This is a genomic window from Paenibacillus sp. FSL H8-0261 (assembly GCF_045040645.1).
GTDB lineage: Bacteria > Bacillota > Bacilli > Paenibacillales > Paenibacillaceae > Paenibacillus_AQ.
Map to the genome: position 1 here is coordinate 1,426,512 of NZ_CP150297.1, position 18,043 is coordinate 1,444,554.

Annotated in this window: 15 protein-coding genes, 1 pseudogene and 1 riboswitch; of the genes and pseudogenes, 14 read left to right on the top strand and 2 right to left on the bottom strand. The window is 44.5% G+C overall.

Annotated elements, in window-relative coordinates; all coding sequences use genetic code 11:
* Nucleotides 1-99 precede the first annotated feature (99 nt).
* Complete coding sequence (locus tag MHI27_RS06280) at nucleotides 100-426, top strand: YnfA family protein (protein WP_042185628.1); 327 nt, start codon at nucleotides 100-102, stop codon at nucleotides 424-426.
* A gap of 58 nt (nucleotides 427-484) precedes the next feature.
* Here MHI27_RS06280 and MHI27_RS06285 read toward each other — a convergent pair whose 3' ends face one another.
* Nucleotides 485-2,173: a methyl-accepting chemotaxis protein gene (locus MHI27_RS06285; RefSeq protein ID WP_042185629.1), complete on the bottom strand. Its 1,689-nt coding sequence runs from the start codon at nucleotides 2,171-2,173 to the stop codon at nucleotides 485-487.
* Nucleotides 2,174-2,516: 343 nt separating this feature from the next.
* Nucleotides 2,517-2,562, top strand: a riboswitch (PreQ1 riboswitch).
* Between the two features lie 10 nt (nucleotides 2,563-2,572).
* On the opposite strand from MHI27_RS06285, the gene MHI27_RS06290 reads away from it, so the two are divergent.
* The 10 genes from MHI27_RS06290 (at nucleotide 2,573) to MHI27_RS06335 (ending at nucleotide 11,074) form a co-directional block, all read left to right on the top strand.
* Complete coding sequence (locus MHI27_RS06290; protein WP_042185630.1) at nucleotides 2,573-3,286, top strand: queuosine precursor transporter; 714 nt, start codon at nucleotides 2,573-2,575, stop codon at nucleotides 3,284-3,286.
* 209 nt (nucleotides 3,287-3,495) lie between these two features.
* Complete coding sequence (locus MHI27_RS06295; protein WP_405175847.1) at nucleotides 3,496-4,977, top strand: AMP-binding protein; 1,482 nt, start codon at nucleotides 3,496-3,498, stop codon at nucleotides 4,975-4,977.
* Entirely contained in the window at nucleotides 4,974-6,125 is a 1,152-nt protein-coding gene (locus MHI27_RS06300; RefSeq protein ID WP_339245715.1) for a thiolase family protein, read from the top strand. The genes MHI27_RS06295 and MHI27_RS06300 overlap by 4 nt, the downstream gene beginning before the upstream one ends.
* Nucleotides 6,122-6,523, top strand: a complete 402-nt coding sequence (locus MHI27_RS06305; RefSeq protein ID WP_405175848.1) for a MaoC family dehydratase N-terminal domain-containing protein — start codon at nucleotides 6,122-6,124, stop codon at nucleotides 6,521-6,523. The genes MHI27_RS06300 and MHI27_RS06305 overlap by 4 nt, the downstream gene beginning before the upstream one ends.
* On the top strand, nucleotides 6,498-6,839 hold the full coding sequence (locus MHI27_RS06310; RefSeq protein ID WP_076284106.1) for a MaoC family dehydratase: 342 nt from the start codon (nucleotides 6,498-6,500) through the stop codon (nucleotides 6,837-6,839). The genes MHI27_RS06305 and MHI27_RS06310 overlap by 26 nt, the downstream gene beginning before the upstream one ends.
* A gap of 2 nt (nucleotides 6,840-6,841) precedes the next feature.
* Complete coding sequence (locus tag MHI27_RS06315; protein WP_405175849.1) at nucleotides 6,842-7,663, top strand: SDR family NAD(P)-dependent oxidoreductase; 822 nt, start codon at nucleotides 6,842-6,844, stop codon at nucleotides 7,661-7,663.
* On the top strand, nucleotides 7,664-8,464 hold the full coding sequence (locus MHI27_RS06320; RefSeq protein WP_405175850.1) for an energy-coupling factor transporter ATPase: 801 nt from the start codon (nucleotides 7,664-7,666) through the stop codon (nucleotides 8,462-8,464).
* Nucleotides 8,449-9,306 carry an ATP-binding cassette domain-containing protein gene (locus MHI27_RS06325; protein ID WP_076284109.1) on the top strand — a complete coding sequence of 286 codons (858 nt, stop codon included), beginning with the start codon at nucleotides 8,449-8,451 and terminating at the stop codon, nucleotides 9,304-9,306. Before MHI27_RS06320 ends, MHI27_RS06325 begins: the two co-directional genes overlap by 16 nt.
* Nucleotides 9,299-10,102 carry an energy-coupling factor transporter transmembrane component T family protein gene (locus tag MHI27_RS06330; RefSeq protein ID WP_405175851.1) on the top strand — a complete coding sequence of 268 codons (804 nt, stop codon included), beginning with the start codon at nucleotides 9,299-9,301 and terminating at the stop codon, nucleotides 10,100-10,102. Before MHI27_RS06325 ends, MHI27_RS06330 begins: the two co-directional genes overlap by 8 nt.
* A gap of 6 nt (nucleotides 10,103-10,108) precedes the next feature.
* A complete protein-coding gene (locus MHI27_RS06335; RefSeq protein ID WP_405176696.1) occupies nucleotides 10,109-11,074 on the top strand; it encodes an NAD(P)H-dependent flavin oxidoreductase in 966 nt (321 codons plus the stop codon).
* Between the two features lie 159 nt (nucleotides 11,075-11,233).
* On the opposite strand, the gene MHI27_RS06340 is transcribed toward MHI27_RS06335, so the two are convergent.
* Nucleotides 11,234-12,013, bottom strand: coding sequence for an alpha/beta fold hydrolase (locus MHI27_RS06340; protein ID WP_405175852.1), 780 nt, complete (start codon nucleotides 12,011-12,013; stop codon nucleotides 11,234-11,236).
* A gap of 439 nt (nucleotides 12,014-12,452) precedes the next feature.
* On the opposite strand from MHI27_RS06340, the gene MHI27_RS06345 reads away from it, so the two are divergent.
* From MHI27_RS06345 to MHI27_RS06355, 3 genes and pseudogenes are all read left to right on the top strand, one after another.
* Nucleotides 12,453-15,578 (top strand): ATP-binding protein, encoded by a 3,126-nt coding sequence (locus MHI27_RS06345; RefSeq protein WP_405176697.1) that lies wholly within the window; start codon nucleotides 12,453-12,455, stop codon nucleotides 15,576-15,578.
* A 41-nt stretch (nucleotides 15,579-15,619) separates the two neighbouring features.
* Nucleotides 15,620-15,913, top strand: a pseudogene (locus MHI27_RS06350) (DNA alkylation repair protein); the annotation flags it as partial.
* Between the two features lie 26 nt (nucleotides 15,914-15,939).
* Complete coding sequence (locus MHI27_RS06355; protein ID WP_405175853.1) at nucleotides 15,940-17,613, top strand: DUF6138 family protein; 1,674 nt, start codon at nucleotides 15,940-15,942, stop codon at nucleotides 17,611-17,613.
* Nucleotides 17,614-18,043 lie beyond the last annotated feature (430 nt).

Here is an 18,043-nt window from a genome sequence, read left to right on the forward strand (position 1 = left end):
GATGCTTGCTTGTACACATACTTGCTAACCGTGATGACGTTGTATCATATTTTGCGAATCATTTGATATTTTTAGAGTTTAATAGGAAAGAGGGATGACATGGTTGCTGCCATTCTACTATTTGTAATTGCCGGCCTTGCTGAGATCGGAGGCGGATACTTAGTATGGTTATGGCTAAGAGAATCAAGACCTCTCTGGTACGGTTTGGTAGGTTCTTTGATTCTGATAAGCTATGGCATCATCCCTACGTTGCAGAAGTTTCCGTCCTTCGGAAGAGTGTACGCAGCCTACGGCGGGGTGTTTATCGTGCTCGCTGTGTTATGGGGCTGGCTAGTAGACAAGAAAACACCCGATGTATATGACTGGGTTGGTGCTGTTATTTGTGTGATCGGCGTTTCGGTCATTCTTTGGGCGCCGAGACACTAACAAAACAACCCGTTCAACACTTTCGTGTGAACGGGTTGTTTTTATTTAAGCCTAAGCTTTAGATCTTAAATTGTTGCACAGCTTCCTGAAGCTTCTTAGCCTGCTCATATAGATGCTGCACGGTTACTGCATGTCCTTCAAGCTCTATACGTTGGCGCTCGGAGTTCTCGGATAGTGTGTCCGCACTTTCTTGGGATCTTGAAGTGATTTGTGCGGTTTCCTCAACGGAAGCACTAACTTCTTCTGTACTTGCTGAGATTTGCTGCGTCGCCGCAGATACGGATTGAATATTCTGATTGATGCTTTGGATCAGAATCAGAAGGTGATTGAAGGCATCGCCCGCTTCTGCCACCTTGCCTACCCCGGAGGCTACCTCAGAATTCACATGGTTCATCTCAGTAACGGAGCGATTCATATCTTCCTGAAGTCCGAGTAGGAAATCACGAATCTGCTCATTCGCATTACGGGATTGTTCGGAAAGCTTGCGTACTTCTCCGGCAACCACGGCAAAGCCGCGTCCATGTTCTCCTGCACGTGCTGCTTCGATCGAAGCATTGAGCGACAGCATTTGGATTTGCTTCGTAATTTCAGTAATACTATGAACGACTTCTCCGATCATTACTGAACGTTCATTCATAACTTGTAATTGCTCCAGCGACTGCAGGGAGGCACGTTCAACATGGCGCATTTGCAGAACGGCACTTTGGGCAATCTCATTACCGCCAATCGCTTCAGCGGAAGCTTCACTGATCTGCTCAGTGACTTCGGTGGCTGCTGAAGCAATATGCTGAATGCCGAAATTGATTTCTTCCATAGCTTTTGAATTATCTAGAGCGCTGCTCGCGATGGTCGTACTACCTTTACCAATTTCTACAACAGATGTACTAGAGTGGTCTGCCATTTCATTTAGGACCTCAACACGTTCTCTTAAAGAATTGGAATCGGTGACCACAGTATTTGAGGTGACGAGTACATGTCCAATCATTTCTTTTAGGCGCAGGGTCATCGCTTGGAAGCTTCTGGACAGTTGAGCTACCTCATCACTGCCTTTAACCGTTAATTCCTCTGTGAAATCTCCCTCTGCAAGACGGGCACTGTAAGCTGCAAGCTTTGAGATAGGACGAGTGATCCGCATGCTCATAAACCAGGCACCAGTTGAGCCTATAATCAGCGTTAGCAGAGTGATCCCCGCGCTGGTCCACAGAATACTGTCTGTTTTTTCTTGAATAAAGCTTACATCACTGCTGATTCCGATAACCATCGTACTTCCGGGAATTCCGATATAAGCTGACTTATGTACACCATGCGAGTCCTTGTATGTATCGCTTAGTCCACTCTTTCCTTTAAGAGCTTGCTGCATTGCAGAGGATACCTTAACAATTTCCTCCGGCTTTAATTTTGCATCATGATCTACGGACAGAACCTCAGCTTCCTTACCTTTTAGATTGAGTAGAAAAATAGTCTCAACCCCATGCTGCTTTCTCTTATCCTGAAAATAGAATTCAAGATTGGTGGCTGCTTGTTCGTTCTTCTTTAGTGCTTGCTGAGCATGCATTGTATTTATATTCTTATATACGTCCTGAGCAGCTGCAGTTAGAATTTGATTGATTTGTGGCATGACATAGCTGTTGAAAATACTGGTTGATATAAAGTAGAAGCTGGTACTTAACAAAAGAGACGTGAGTAATAGAACTACAAATAATAAACGCGTAAATCTGCGACTGATCGACTGCTTGAAACGAAACATATTGTTCTCCCCCTTTTTATGGGCAGCGAAGCCCCATTTCTTTATATCCCTACCGACTGCTAGTGACTGGCAACCTGCAATATATTCCATAGTTATGTAATATATCAACTAAATGGATCGGGAATGAAGTGTTTGATACTATTCTATAGAATTAACCTCTGGATGAATAGTGAAAGTTTTAGTTTATATAGCATATTTTTCTGAAAAAGATGAATTATTACTGACACTTTTATTTTTAGTTAATAAAAATGGGTATAAATACCCATTTCATAAATTGTTTATTTTTATGGATTGTTTGACGACAGTGTGATAGAGTATTAATGTTTTGTTCCAAAACTTAATGTAAGCCGCGGTTCGTAACCATCCCGCGTAAACAAAACTAGGAGGAGTTTAAGCAATATGTTTAATTTGATGTGGGGAGTTTTATTTGTTATTGTCAATTTTGCTTTTTTTCTACTCTGTTACCGCCTGTTCGGCAAAAGTGGAATGTATGCCTGGGTAGGTATCGCTACTGTAATTGCAAACATTCAGGTAGCTAAGACGATTGCTATGCCATTTGATATCGTGATGACACTCGGAAATACGATGTATGTCACTTTGTATATGACCAGCGATTTGCTTAATGAGAAGTATGGAAGAGCAGAAGCACGTAAAGCGGTTTGGTTTGGCTTCTTCACCTTGCTTATGACGACAGTCATTATGCAAATGGTACTAGTATTTAAGCCGCAAGAGACCGATATTGCTCAGTCTTCTTTGGAGACGATCTTTGGTCTGATGCCTCGACTAGCGTTGGGTAGTCTAACTGCTTACTTCATTAGTCAGTTCCTAGACGTTCGGTTGTACTCCTGGATTCGCAAATATTACAGCACCTCAAGTCAGTTGTGGATTCGTTCCAACGGCAGTACGATGGTTAGCTCCTTTGTGGATACACTAATCTTCTGTACCATTGCATTTGCTGGGTTGTATAACTGGAGTGTGTGGTTTGAAATTTTGCTTACAACGTATCTAGCGAAATTCTTACTAACCGCAGTAAGCACACCTATCTTATATATCGCCCGAACTTTTACTTTTGCTGAAGATGGAATACCATCATCCGCTCATAAGAAGGAATAAACAACAATACAGCCAGCGCGTACCGATCATAATCGATGCGCGCTGTTTGATTTTTTTAGTCGTAAGAGGGCTTAATCGTTCCATATAAATATGTACATAAAATTAATATAAAGCTAAAATAAGCTATCGTAGCCATTCTAATTGTATCCCGAGCGAAGAGAGAGTACATAATCGGTAGTCACAGAAATTACGAATAGGTGTGGTGAAGGATGAATCTAGTAGTTCCTATACTGCGTCATGCAGCAGAACAGCCCGACAGCATTGCCTTAACCCATGACCAAGCAACTCATACCTATGCAACATTAGTGCAAGCGATGCGGAGAATTGCCAATGGTCTACAGCAAAAGGGCCTTAGGCATGACAAAATCGCTATTTTATCTACGAATCGCATTGAATTTGTCGAGGTTTTCTTGGGGGCTATTTATGCAGGCTGTGTTCCCATTCCTTTAGATCCCAAGTGGAGTGCAAATGAACTGCAGGTTATTATAGAGCAGTGCCAGCCGACAATGATTTTTGCCGAGCCGGAAGCTGTAAAGAATTTGGTCTTCAAGGACCTAGCCATCCCAACGCTGACTTTTTCAAATGAACGAACAGGTTCCTATGATCAGTGGTTGAAAGCTCAGAAGCCAGAAGCTGAATTGGAAGAGACGAACGAGTTATTATTTATCGGTTTTACTTCAGGCACAACGGGGCTACCCAAAGGATATATGCGTACCCATTTATCGTGGTTAAAGAGCTTTGAGGTATCGAGTGCTGCCTTTGAATTAGACTCTATGAAGGATGTTTTAGCACCGGGTCCGTTTGTGCATTCGCTGTCCTTGTTCGCTGTAATGCAGAGTCTGTATGGTGGAGCAAACTTTCATATTACGCAAAAATTTAGCGCCACACAGGTGTTAGAGCTGTGCAAGCAGATTCCGGGTGTGGTGTTGTTTGTTGTACCGACAATGCTTGAATCCATGATGCAGCAGGCTGTTCCTGGGCAGACGCAGATTGATGCGATTATTAGCTCAGGTGCAAAGTGGTCGGAGTTGTCCAAAAAAAAGGGCATAGAAGTGTTCGCTGGAACGCGTCTCTATGAATCCTATGGTTCCTCAGAAGCGAGTTATATTAGTTATTTGGATGTTCTGGAAGAGCATAATCCGAACTCTGTAGGCAAGCCCTATCCCGGAGTGCAAATTTCCATTCGTGATGAAGAGTTCCGTGAAGTCCCTACGGGGGAGATTGGGCAGTTATATGTGCGAAGTGATATGATATTTCTAGGCTACCATCAATTGCCGAAGGAGACCGCAGCAGCTTTTCGAGAGGGATGGCTTGTGTTGGAGGATTATGTTTATCAGGATGAAGCTGGTTATTTATATCTGGCGGGTCGCTTGAAAAATAGAATCATCTCCGGTGGGCTGAACGTTTATCCAGAGGAAATAGAGCGAGTACTGGAGCATCTTCCGGAAATACAAGAAGTAATGGTGCTTGGCGTCCCTGACGATTATTGGGGAGAACAGCTGGCAGTCCTCGTGAAATGGAATGGTGCAAAGCATTTATCTATAGACGAAATAAAGAATTATTGTCGCCAGTATTTAGCAAGTTACAAAGCGCCGAAGCAACTGCTGACAGTTGATGAGTTTATCTATACAAGCAGTGGCAAAATTGCCCGGCAAGCGATGAAAGACTATGTGAAAAGAGCGATGGTATGATAGAAGCAGTAATTGTTATGGCAAAACGTACACCGATTGGCAGGATGGGCGGCTTATTAAGTACATTTGAGCCGGAAGCATTACTGGCGCCGCTTATTCAGCATATTGTGGCAGAGACGAACCTGCCCGTCGATATGATCGATGATGTGATTATTGGAAATGTGGTCGGTCCGGGTGGAAATATTGCCCGGGTAGCTGCGCTTGAAGCGGGACTGCCTGTTTCGGTTCCGGGCGTTACTGTGGATCGGCAGTGCGGTTCTGGGCTAGAGGCCATTAATATAGCAGCACGGCTTATTCAAAGCGGCGCTGGTGAGATTTATTTAGCGGGCGGTGTTGAGAGCACGAGTCGTGCCCCTTGGAAAATGGCTAAGCCCCAAACCTTGATGGGGGTTCCGCAGCTATATACCCGTGCTCATTTTACACCTAGCGCTTACGGTGATCCGGATATGGGAATTGCTGCGGAAAATGTAGCGCGGAAGTATGGGATTTCGCGAGAAGAGCAGGATCAATATGCCTTGAAAAGCCATCAGAAGGCCGTTCATGCTCAGCAAAGTGGTAGGTTTCAGCAGGAGATTGTACCTCTTCTGGTTGAGGGGGAGTGGGTGAACACCGACGAATGTCCAAGGGCTAATACGAGCCTGGACAAGCTGCGAAAGCTACCTTCAATCTTTGAAGAAAAGGGTACTGTCACCGCTGGAAATGCCTGTCCTATTAATGATGGTGGGGCGCTTCTATTAATGATGTCCCGTGAGAAATGTCGGCAACTCAAGCTTAAACCTATCCTGCGTGTCGTAGATGCGCAAGCAGCAGGTGTAGATCCGAATTATTTAGGTATGGGCCCAGTTCCAGCTGTTCAAAAGGTGTTACATCGTCAACAGCTGACCATAGCAGATTTAGATATCGTAGAGTTTAATGAAGCCTTTGCTTCGCAAGTTCTAGCCTCACTGAATGAGCTTCAGATCCCACAGGAAAAGGTCAATCTTGGAGGAGGCGCATTAGCTATCGGTCATCCATATGGGGCGTCCGGAGCGATTTTAATGACTCGCTTATGTGCTGAAATGCAGCATACGCCTTATCAAAGGGGACTTGCCACTTTGGGCATTGGCGGCGGGTTGGGGCTGGCAACGCTTGTGGAGGTTACGGAATGAACAGTGTCCGACTTCAGATTCTTATGACTGCAGAGTGGATATCGGATTACGCACAGAGTATTGAGGCACCCGTGCAGACGACTAATGGCAATCTGATTGCTCCTTCTACGATGCCTATTATTTTTTGGCAGGTCTTCGATATTCCTTGGCTTAGCAGGGGAGAGCCCTTGCTTCACGGCACTCAGAAATTCTCATATCAAGCTCCGATTACGGCAGGGATGACGTTAGATTGTGAATTAGCATTAACGAGCAAGGTGCAAAAAGATGGCCGGCAGGGCAAGCTGACCTTTTACACACATACGCTGGTTTGTAAATGTGAAGGCGAGCTTATAGTCACCGCAGAAACGGTGTTAATTCGGGTAGGTGATGATCATGATGAGAAAATGCATAACGGCTGAGGCTATCCGGCAATATGCAGCAGCTTCCCAAGATCTGGCCGCTATTCATCTAGATGAGGATGCTGCAACTGAGGCTGGATTTAAGCGGCCCATTGCGCATGGGATGTATCTAATGGGATTAGCCCAATCCTTATATATCGAGGAGCATCAGGCACAGTGGATCACTCAATATGATATGAAATTTCATAAGCCTATAGAGGTCGATAATGTCGTGATTTTTGATTTTTCGGAGGATGACTGCCTGGTTAAAGTGACCCTTACAACAGAAGCAGGCGATGTTATTGCTTCGGGAGCTTTTTCAGTGAAAGAGGTGTAGTGATGAACAAAGTAGCCTTAATTACTGGAGCAACCAGAGGGATCGGGCGTAGTATTGCCGTGCAGCTCGGCAAGTCCGGTTATGTAGTGGTTGTAAATGGTACAAAACAAGTCTTAATCGATGAGGTTGTCCACGAGATTCGTCAGGCGGGTGGTGAGGCATCAGGATACTCTGCTAATGTAGCAGATCCAGTTGCGGTCACTGCAATGGTGGATGAGGTTATTACACGGTATGACCGTATTGAGGTATTGATAGCTAACGCTGGGAATTTGCAGGATCAGAAATGTCTACGGATGACGGATGAAGAGTGGAAGGCTGTGTTGGATGTACATCTAAATGGCACCTACTATAGCATTCAACGCGTACTTCCATATATGCGCCAGACAGGTGGCGATATCCTGTTGATGACCTCTACGGCTGGACTAACAGGTTCTGTGGGTCAGGTGAATTATAGTGCAGCCAAAGCTGGAATACTTGGAATGACGTGGACACTAGCAGCGGAGCTTAAACGTGATCAAATTAGAGTCAATGCGATTTCGCCAGCCGCTTTAACAGATATGACCAGACCTGTCATTGATCATTTGAAAGCGAAACATGCCAGTCGTAATGAACCGTTCCCAGACTTTTGGCGAATAGGTGGCCCGGAGGATATTGCTTCCTTTGTGACTGCATTATTGAGTGAGTCTGACGCGGATTTAACCGGTGAAATCTTTGCTGTGAATGGATCAAAAGTGACGAAATGGGAGAAGCCTGCACCTGCATTTTCCGAGAACAGCATTGGGGCATTTTTCGCTGCTTGGCATCGTCAAAAGGGGAGTGAATAAATGCTTACCTTCGATCAAGTTCATTTTTATTATAAAAAGGGTCAGCCTGTCCTAGAGGATATCAGCTTTACGATAGAAGCAGGAGAGTTTGTGGCGATTGTTGGCGCGAATGGCTCTGGCAAATCCACCATTGCAAAGCTCATGGACGGACTGCTTCTACCGCGAAAAGGGGCTGTACAGTTTAAGGGCCTAGACACCACAAAGCCAGCTGATCTTGCAGATATTCATCAGCAAATTGGCTTTGTTTTTCAGAATCCAGAGGATCAATTTATCACCACAACCGTTATGGATGAGGTGCTTTTTGGTTTGGAGAACGTTCGTGTGCCAAGGGAGGAAATGCGCAGTCGATTGGAGCATGCCTTGCAGGCTGTTCATATGGAGGATTACCTGGACGCTATGCCACATCAGCTCTCTGGAGGTCAGAAGCAACGTGTCGCTATTGCGGCTATATTGGCGATGCGCCCGCAAGTCATTATTTTTGACGAAGCCACCTCTATGCTTGATCCTCAGGGAAGGCAGCAGGTGCTTGCCATTATGCAAGAGCTGCATCGTCAAGGGCTGACCATTATTCAGATCACTCACCATATGGAGGAAGTGCTTTCAGCAGAACGTTTATTACTCCTGCATCAAGGGCGACTTGAGTATGATGGTGCTCCACTGGCTTTTTTTGAAACGATGCCTGTTGCGGACTATCAATTACAACTGCCTTTTGCCGTGCGTGTACATGCATTGCTCCATTCAGCAGCGCCGCCAACAGCCGATTGGAAGGGGATAATTCGATCACAATGGTCTACCAATTAGATAATTTAAGTGTAAACTATGCTGATCATATGGCTTTGCACGATATAAACTGCACCATAACTGCGGGCAAATGGATTTCGATTATCGGTCCAACGGGTGCAGGAAAGTCTACCTTTGTCAAAGTGCTGAAGGGCTTGATTCCCACCGTAAAAGGAGAGTATTGGATTGATCAGCAGCCTGCTCCCAGAGATGCCAAAGGACAATTAAAGGTGGTCCCGGAGCTGGGCTTTGTTTTTCAATATCCGGAGCATCAGCTATTCGAAACTACGGTGCAAAAGGAGCTTTCTTTTGCTCTGAATCTGCAGGGTGCTTCACGCCAGCAAATCACGGAGGCGATTGAAAGGATTTTACCGCAAGTGGGTCTGTCAGAGGGCATTCTCCCCTTAAATCCATTCCAATTAAGCGGTGGAGAAAAGCGCCGTGTGGCCATTGCCTCCGTGCTGATGACGAATCCGAAGCTGCTAATTTTGGATGAACCGACAGCGGGGCTAGATCCAGCTAGCCAAGTATCTTTGCTGAAGCTACTGAAGACTTGGCAGCAACAAAATCAGCGCACCATTCTCTTCGTTTCGCATCAGATGGAGGATGTTGCTGAGTACTCGGATGAGGTTTTGGTTTTCCATAAAGGTCAGCTAGAAGGACATTTTGACCCCAGAACACTATTTATGGAAAAGGAAGAATTATTGGTGGAGCTGGGCTTGTCCATGCCTGAACCCGTACAGCTTTTGAAGCTAGTAGAGGAACTATCTGGCCAAAAAATAGAGGTTGCTAGCTGTAAAGAGCAGGATATCTTCGATGCTGTTCAGCCAATTTGGCATTCGAGGGGGCGTCAACATGGCTGATTCCGTAATAGTGGGTCAATATGTGGAGACGCATTCGATTTTCCATCGTTTAGATCCTCGTATAAAGCTTGTTAGTATCGTGATTCTCATGCTTAGCTTTCTGATGCTTGGAACATGGCTTAGCTATGCAGTTGCAACTGTTTTTGTATTCGGAATTTTGCTGCTGTCGAAGGTTCCTATTCATTTCTTCTGGCGGGGGCTGCGGCCGTTATTATTTGTTTTGCTGTTTACCCTTCTGTATAATGCTGTGTTCACCAAAGGAACGATCCTCTGGTCGTGGTCCTTTATTGAGGTAACTGAAGAGGGACTGCGAACAGGATTACGTTTTGTTTGGCGTATTATATTGCTCATCTTATTAGCCTCAGTATTAACGTTAACGACTAAACCGCTAGACTTAGCATATGGTCTTGAAAAGCTACTTGCACCTCTATCCAAAATGGGGGTACCCGTAGAACAATTCTCCTTAATGATAGTGATTGCTATCCGGTTTATTCCTACCATCAAGGAGGAGCTGGATCGTATTCTGCTCGCACAAAAGGCTAGAGGTTATGACCTTACAGCATTATCACTGCCTAAACGGATATTTGCTTATGTCTCGATCATTATTCCTTTGCTCTTCACGACGATTCAACGTGCTGAACAGCTGAGCTATGCGATTGATGCGCGTGCTTATGGAAATGGTAAAGGAAGAACTTCTTATAGGGTTTTGCAATTTCAGAAAATGGATTATCTGGCAGGGGGAATTGCTCTTTTATTTGCTGTGATTCTGCTGTGGTTAAAGATAGGAAAGGTGTAGATGAAGATGAAATGGAACACCCGTATTACGGAGTTATTACACATAGAGTATCCTATTATTCAAGGTGGGCTTGCTTATTTAGGTTATGCAGACCTCGCAGCTGCCGTTTCGAATGCTGGTGGAATGGGTCAGGTCACAGCGATGAGTCTTCCGAGCGCAGAGGCTTTACGTTCAGAAATAGAACGGGTACGTACTTTGACGGACAAGCCTTTTGGCGTTAATTTTGCCATCGGTGTGCATGGTATTGGTTATGAAGATCGGGTGCAGGTCGCCATCGACGAGAAGGTTCCCGTGGTGAGTCTCACCGGTGGGAATCCGGCCCCTATACTGGAAATGCTACAGCAGACTGATATTAAAACGCTCGTGCTCGTCTCTTCACGCAGACAAGCCCAAAAAGCTGAACAATTAGGCGCTTCTGCGGTTATTGTTGTTGGGCAGGAGGGAGGAGGCCACTTGGGACGTGATGATGTAGGGACTATGGTGCTCGTTCCTCAAGTAGTTGATGCGGTTGATATTCCTGTGATTGCTTCAGGCGGGATCGGGGATGGCCGTGGATGGATGGCGGCCCATGCACTGGGGGCTGAGGGAATTGAAATGGGCACACGATTCGTTGCTACGGTTGAATGTGTTCATGCGGCTGCTTCTTATAAAAAAGCCCTGGTAGAAAGCTCCGAGTCAGATACAGTCGTAATCAAACGCTCTATCGGAGCGCCCGCGCGAGTGTTGCGTAGTGACTTCATAGATAAAATTCTCGAGATTGAGCGTGTAACACCGACCTATGAGGCCTTAAAAGAATACATCAGTGGCGCTGCCAACAAACTCTGGATTTATGATGACATCAAAGAAGAGGGCATCGGCTGGGCAGGCCAAGTGACAGGGATGATCCATGATATCCCTACGGTCTCGGAACTAGTCGGCAGGATGGTCAAAGAGGCAGAGTCGATTCGCGGGATGTGGGGAATGCAGGCGTGAAGATGTCAGCAGAGCAGTTGTATCCAAAAGATGAATTAATGAACTGAAAGCTAGGTATTAGATTGACGCTGCTTTATTAAGCTAACGGGCAGGTTTGCTCAATCATCGGGCATTATCGGACTATATTATTGGGAGCGATGGTGCGGCTAATCCGAGGCGTTATGCAAAAGAAGATAATAGTTGGTTGAATCTATCACGCTCCTCCAAAAAAGGGCAATGGCCGCTGTATTGGAATGGAACTAATTGCGAATTTTTAATCAGTTTATTTGTTTCCTTAGCTTGGGTAAACGGAACGACTTTATCATGAATTCCATGAATAATTAATGTGGGCACATCGATTTGTCCAAGATCGTTGTAAACATTCTCGTCTCTTAGCGTGACCATAATGGCGGAGGTCGACCAATTCGCAGCTTGTAAACCCATTAGAAAGAACCATTCGGATTTCGCTTCAGAAATGTACTGAAAGAAAAAAATCTCCGTTTGGTTTTGCAGCATTTTCGGACGGTCATTGTTTGTCTCTTCGATGATTTTATTCGTAAATTCTTTTGGAACGCTTGATGGAGACGCAGCGTCGATCAGGACGAGTTTAGATACCCCGTACCCTTTATAACGAGCCATATAACGAATTGAGATCGCTCCTCCGGTAGAGTGTCCTGCCAGTGTTATGTTTTTTAGTTGTAACGCTTCGATGACCATACGAAGATCATCTGCTAATCTATCGAAACCGTAACCATCGAATGGTTTATCCGAATTGCCATATCCTCTCCAGTCCATTCCGATACAACGATATCCGAGCTTAGGAAGGAAATTGAATTGATATTCGAACTGGTTATGGTTTAGCGGCCAGCCATGAATAAAAAGTATCGTTTTATTTCCCTTCGGATTGATGTCCTCTATAAATACTTTTACGCCCGGTTCCACAGTAACGAAGTATCCCAAGTGTATCGCCTCATTTTTTTTAATGTATTTCCCCGTTAAGATATTCGCCCTAGGCAAGGTTAATGCCTAATTTCAGCGTCAAATTGGGTTAAGATAGTACGTAGAGATTTCTGAGGAGTAGCTTGAGTGAAACAATTTCTTCAGATCATTGAGCTCACGGGGTACGTTAGTGGAATAGCGGTTGCTTAGGCAGCCGTTTTTTTTATTTGTTCAACTAACTGGCAGTTTAGTTGAAAAGAACATGCTATAGTTTTCTTGTGAACAACAAACTCGCGAAATTCCAAGTCGGTATTTCTATATAATAGACATCAAGATGTCTTTATCGTCTGTTTCTCCTATATTAACTGTGGTAAATTATGGAGAGTGCTTATTTAAATGTCTTAGAAGAAAATGACTAGGGGAGAAATACTTCGTGGAAACTCACTCATCCAAATATCAAATGAAAAAGAGCTATATAATATTATTGCTAGTTTTCATATTAGTTATTTTAACCGGTTTTCGCATTTTATGGATGGAAGCGTTTCAATATCCCAAACAGGCGTCAATTCATAATGGGCAATTCGATTTACGCAATTGGAATGCAGAAGATGGCAGCATTCACTTACTTGATGGGGAATGGGAGTTTTATCCCTCGCAATGGTTGATAGATGGTAGTCGGCAACAATTGTTAGGCGATAATGCGCCAAGACACATTCAGGTACCGGGAGGATGGAGTGAAGTTTTGCATGCTGACAAGCCATCTCCATACGGGTATGGCTCTTATCGTTTGCTTCTTTATGTAGACCCGGCGAAGCATCTTAATTATAGTATTCGTGTACCCAGTGTACGCACTGCATCAGAATTATATGTAAACGGTCGATTACTTACTAAATCCGGACAGGTGGCGACAACAAAGGATGAATATATTTCGAAGGATCTACCTTATTCTACAACCTTTACAGCAGATGACAACGGTGTAATCGAACTCGTGATTCAGGCGGCAAATTATGTGGATAGTCGAAGCGGGGGCATTGTCCGATCCATAAAATTCGGTTCAGAAGAAGCCATTGCCAGAGAGATGAAGGCTTCCATTTTTATGCAGTTTTTAGCAGCAATTATTTTTATTATGCACGCTGTCTATGCACTTATTTTGTATTTAATAGGAAATAAGGAAAAGAAGCTGCTTTATTTTAGTTTGCTTGCATTATGTGTAACGATCACGAGTGTCTTTAGTACGGATGAGAAGTTGTTCCATCAGTTATTTTACATTGGAATTGATTGGGATTTTAGGCTGACTAATATTGCTTTCGTTATTGCAGCCTATGCTTTGCTCCAGTGTACGAATCATCGCGAGCTTCCATATTGGCGTAGGATGTACCCTGTCTATAAAATAATGAATCTAGGGACTGCCGGCATCACGTTGTTTTTAAATCCAACTCAGGTGATCATGCTCTTCCCTATTTATTATGTATTAGGTGGTACTGCTGCAGTTATAACGCTGATTACGATGTTTAAAAAAGTAATTAAAGATTTAAAGAGCAATCTTTTACTCCTTTTCTCTTTTCTTGCGTTGATGAACTATGCTCTTTGGTCGTTAATCTTGCTGGATAGCGGTTTGAGTCTTGTCTATTATCCGTTCGATTTGATTATTGCGATAGCTTGTTTAGCCTCTGTATGGTTTAAAGATTATTTTATCATGCATGCGAACACGAAAGAGCTTGCGACAACATTGCAAAGGATGAATGACCATAAAGATCAATTCCTAGCAAATACTTCTCATGAATTTAAAAATCCGCTTCATAGTATTCTTAATATGTCACAATCCGTTTTAAAACGGGAGCGGCATTTGTTGCAGGAAAGGAGTATCAAAGAGCTTGAAACAGGTTTATCTGTAGGACGTCGAATGACATTGATATTAGACGATTTAATTGATGTGATGAGTTTACGGGAAGGCAATCCGCGCATACACAAAAGAGTCATATATATTCAGCCAATTGTGACCGGAGTACTTGATATGCTGCAATTAAATGCAGATGTGAAGTCTGTAAAAATTGCAAATCAAATTCCTGAAGATTTTCCTCCAGTAAATGCGGATGAGAACCGGGTTGTTCAAATCGTTTTCAATTTACTTCATAATGCTGTGAAATATACGAATGATGGGGTCATTTCGATTCAAGCTTTTGTAAAAGATGGACGAGCCTATATCGTTATTGCTGATACCGGGATCGGAATGGATGAGAACATGCTTAAGCGCCTATTCCGTCCGTACGAGCAAGCCAGCACGAGTGAGACTATGATTGATGGTGGCTTTGGGTTGGGTTTAAGTATAAGCAAGCAACTGGTTGAGCTTCATGGAGGTACGTTAGTAGTGTCCTCTGTTTTAGGAGAGGGCTCAAAATTCACATTTTCATTAAGGCTAGCAGGTTTGGAAGAGGAGGAAGAGAATGATTTGACCAACTCATTTGAACCATTACAATCCATGCCGATTCAAGAAATAGCCTCCTCAGTGTATATGGAAAAAGTGAAGATTCCGCCAGCTACGAATCAAACAACTTTAATAGAAATGAATCGTGAACGTCCGATTCTATTAGTTGTTGATGATGATCCTGTCAACCTTCAAGTACTTGAAGCCATACTACCACCAGACGAATATGATTTAACGATGGTAACGAGTGGTAAAGAGGCATTAGCTGTACTGGACACTAAGGAATGGGATCTGGTCATCTCCGATATCATGATGCCACAGATGTCCGGTTATGAGCTGACACGAATGATTCGTGAGCGGTTTACACTCACGGAGCTCCCTGTATTGCTCCTTACCGCAAGAAGCCAACCGAAAGATATTCAGAGCGGCTTTATAGCGGGGGCAAACGATTATGTGACGAAGCCAGTGGAAGCAATAGAAATAAAATCGCGGATTGAGGCGTTAGCTACGATTAAACAATCGGTTCGAGAACAACTGCGATTAGAAGCTGCATGGCTGCAAGCGCAAATCCAGCCTCATTTTATATTTAATGCGTTGAATGCTGTAACAGCTTTAAGTGATATTAATTTGGATAAGATGCGTATTTTGCTCGATGAATTCAGCAATTTTCTGAGGAATAAATTTGAATTTCAAAACATGGATAGGCTTGTTCCGATAGAAGAGGAGTTAAGTCTAGTACGTTCTTATCTATATATTGAAAAGGTTCGGTTTGAAGAAAGGTTACAGGTTATTTGGGAGACAGATGACTGTGGGGACATAAAAGTCCCATTTCTTACGATCCAGCCTCTCGTTGAAAATGCGATAAGACATGGCATAATGAAGCGCAATCGTGGAGGAACGATTCTTATTCGGATTTCTGTCTATGAGACGCATGCAGAGATAACCGTTGAAGACGATGGGGACGGAATAGACGAGGTCCAATTGCAAGGAATATTAGAAAGGAAAGCAGATAGTCGTTCAGGCGTCGGATTGATTAATACTGATCTGCGATTAAAACGACACTTTGGAACAGGACTCCATATCACAAGTACGTTAGGTACAGGGACAAAGGTAACTTTTCATGTACATAACAGGTTGAATAGTGGGGATAAAGCTAGGTGATAAATAAGTGATTTAATGAGGAGCAACCTTGGCCGCTCTAAGCTACATGGAAATACGACTCTATGTACTTTGCAGGAGTGATCCCGGATCCTAAAGTAATGTCTGAGGCGGATTTTGAACGGTGGATTGAGGCAGCTATGCTATCGGATTTTGTGGTAGCAGTAACTTTGGCAGTAACGGATATTGCGCAAGAACTAGCCGATAAATGGATTGCAAGTGGTGTAGAGCTGAAAATGTCGGAGGGTTGGAATTGTTACTGCTGGCTGCTCGGAAATCGCAAGGATAGTGAATTTTCCGAAGGGAAAAAAAACGATATTTTGGATGCGATGAGCGAAGAAACATGTGGAAAAGGCGGGAGACGATGAACGCACTACAGGAAGAAGCACTGGAAGAGATGAAAGCGGCAATTTATGAGTGGTTTGAGGAACAAGAGAAACGAAAGGACGTGGAGGGCGCTGTCAGGCGTACCACGCTGCAAGTGGGCATTTTTAACGACATTGTGCTGGATTATCGACCGGGTAGGACTAGCGTTGGCAGTTCGGATTTTAGAAGGAATGCTTCAGGGCGCAAGTCGATGAAGGCGTCTCCTTTTACGCAGGAGGAGGTCTTGCATGAGGTGCAGCCCCGGTTGACGAGCATCGTAAGGGAGAAACTGGACAAGTTGCATACGTCGGCCCTTATCGATTACCGATTTACCTTGAAGGGAAGATTCGCAACGGCAGACGGGCCCGTGAGATTAACGGTGTTTGACATCATATATGAAGAGAAAAAGCGGCAGCTTCTGGAGCGGGTTGAGTCCTATATCGAGCAAAAACTGGAGAAGGGCGCTTATCCGACAAAGCCGTTAGAAACTTTCTTTTTGACACGCCATCTGTTGGACCCGTATTTGTTCAACGAACCGGACGTCGGACGGACGATTGCTATATTTGACCGGATTCAGGCGTTGAATAAAGAACGGGCGCAAGCGCTGAGGGAGCATCGAAGCGATATCATTCGAGCTTTAACCCACTGGACCGAGGAAGTATTCCTGCCACGTCACTATGATGTTACGCTTTCCGAATACAGAACCAATGAAAATGGAATCAAGCCGGATAAGGCTCTCAAGCATATGGATGAGCCGAACCAGCCTATCGATCTGCTGTTGTACGGCGCTGTGATGATTCTTCGTTACGAGCCAAGTTACAGTAAAGCCAAGGGCATGACTTTTCTGGAGCTTGCGAGGCAGCTGGGCAGCGGCAAAGCCGAACGTATGTTGAAGGAAGGTAGCGACACCTTCGCGCGAGAAGACGTTCATCTGCGTGACGAGTTGACTGAATGCAAGGCTAACGATGTGTTTTCCATCATTACGGTCGTTATTCGTAAAGAAGAGGCTGGTGCGTACGAACGGGCGATTTCGTTCATTCTCTCCCTACTCCGGAAGGGTTTCCCAAAAAGCTACAAAATCAAGCTAAAATCCAGCGTGAGAGAGGCATTACCCATTAAAGGACTTGCCAAATCGGATACGCATCGTTTTTTCGCAAATGCACTGGCCTATTCCGAGTTGTATCCGTTATTGGAGGAATACGCTCGTGAGGCGATGGAAGAGTTTGTGTGGTACGAGGATACGGAAGGTGAGAAAAGCGTCATGCCGGGCAGTTATGCCGTATTCGGGCTGGGACTCGCGGACGAGCGCTATTTTCCGTTGGTAGAGACCTACATGGCCCTTGTAGACGAGGAGCATCAGCTGGTGCAGGACAAGTTCACAGCTGTTTTCGCCGAGACCCATGGCATAACCGAACGCTCGATGCCCGCCTTGGTCGCTTGCCTGCGTTGCTCTCATGATTCGCTGAAGCTGAGGATTCAGCCTGAACTGGAAAGTGAAGACAAGCTATCGCTATTGGTGCAGCATGTCGAGGCTTTACCGAATTACGAGGCCGAACGAGTGCTGTACCCGATTTTAGGCAAGGCGGAGAAGCTGGCTGCATTGGCTCGAAAGGCGCAGGAACCGCGTAAGGAGCTGTTGCTTCGATTGCTAAAGGCAGCGGAACAAGCTTGACGATAGGGAGGCTATCCTGTGTGAAGATCATTTGCAAATTTGCATACCACGTCAAAAAACCTTGAGAAGACGATCGAAGCATTAAGAGCGTTAAGCGAAGGAGCATGCCGCGGCAGCTCCTTTTAGTTTTTTCGCCGCTAGCCCCGTTACGGTGAACCTTACCATAAGTGACATGTGATAGATCTTTTGAAACAAGAAGCCGAAAACTTCTGAATTTTTGTAGAGATTTCAAACACGTTTATCATAATAAAAAATACACCTACAGCGATTGGGGATTAGAAAACTTATAACTGAGAGAGAATTTTGGGAAATACAACTGCAGTTGTTAGGAATGTATTTTAACACAAAGTTTTTGAACAAACGGGAAACGTTAGTTCAATGACAATAGCAGCAGTCTACTTATTTTTCAAAAGCTGGCGATTCTTCAATT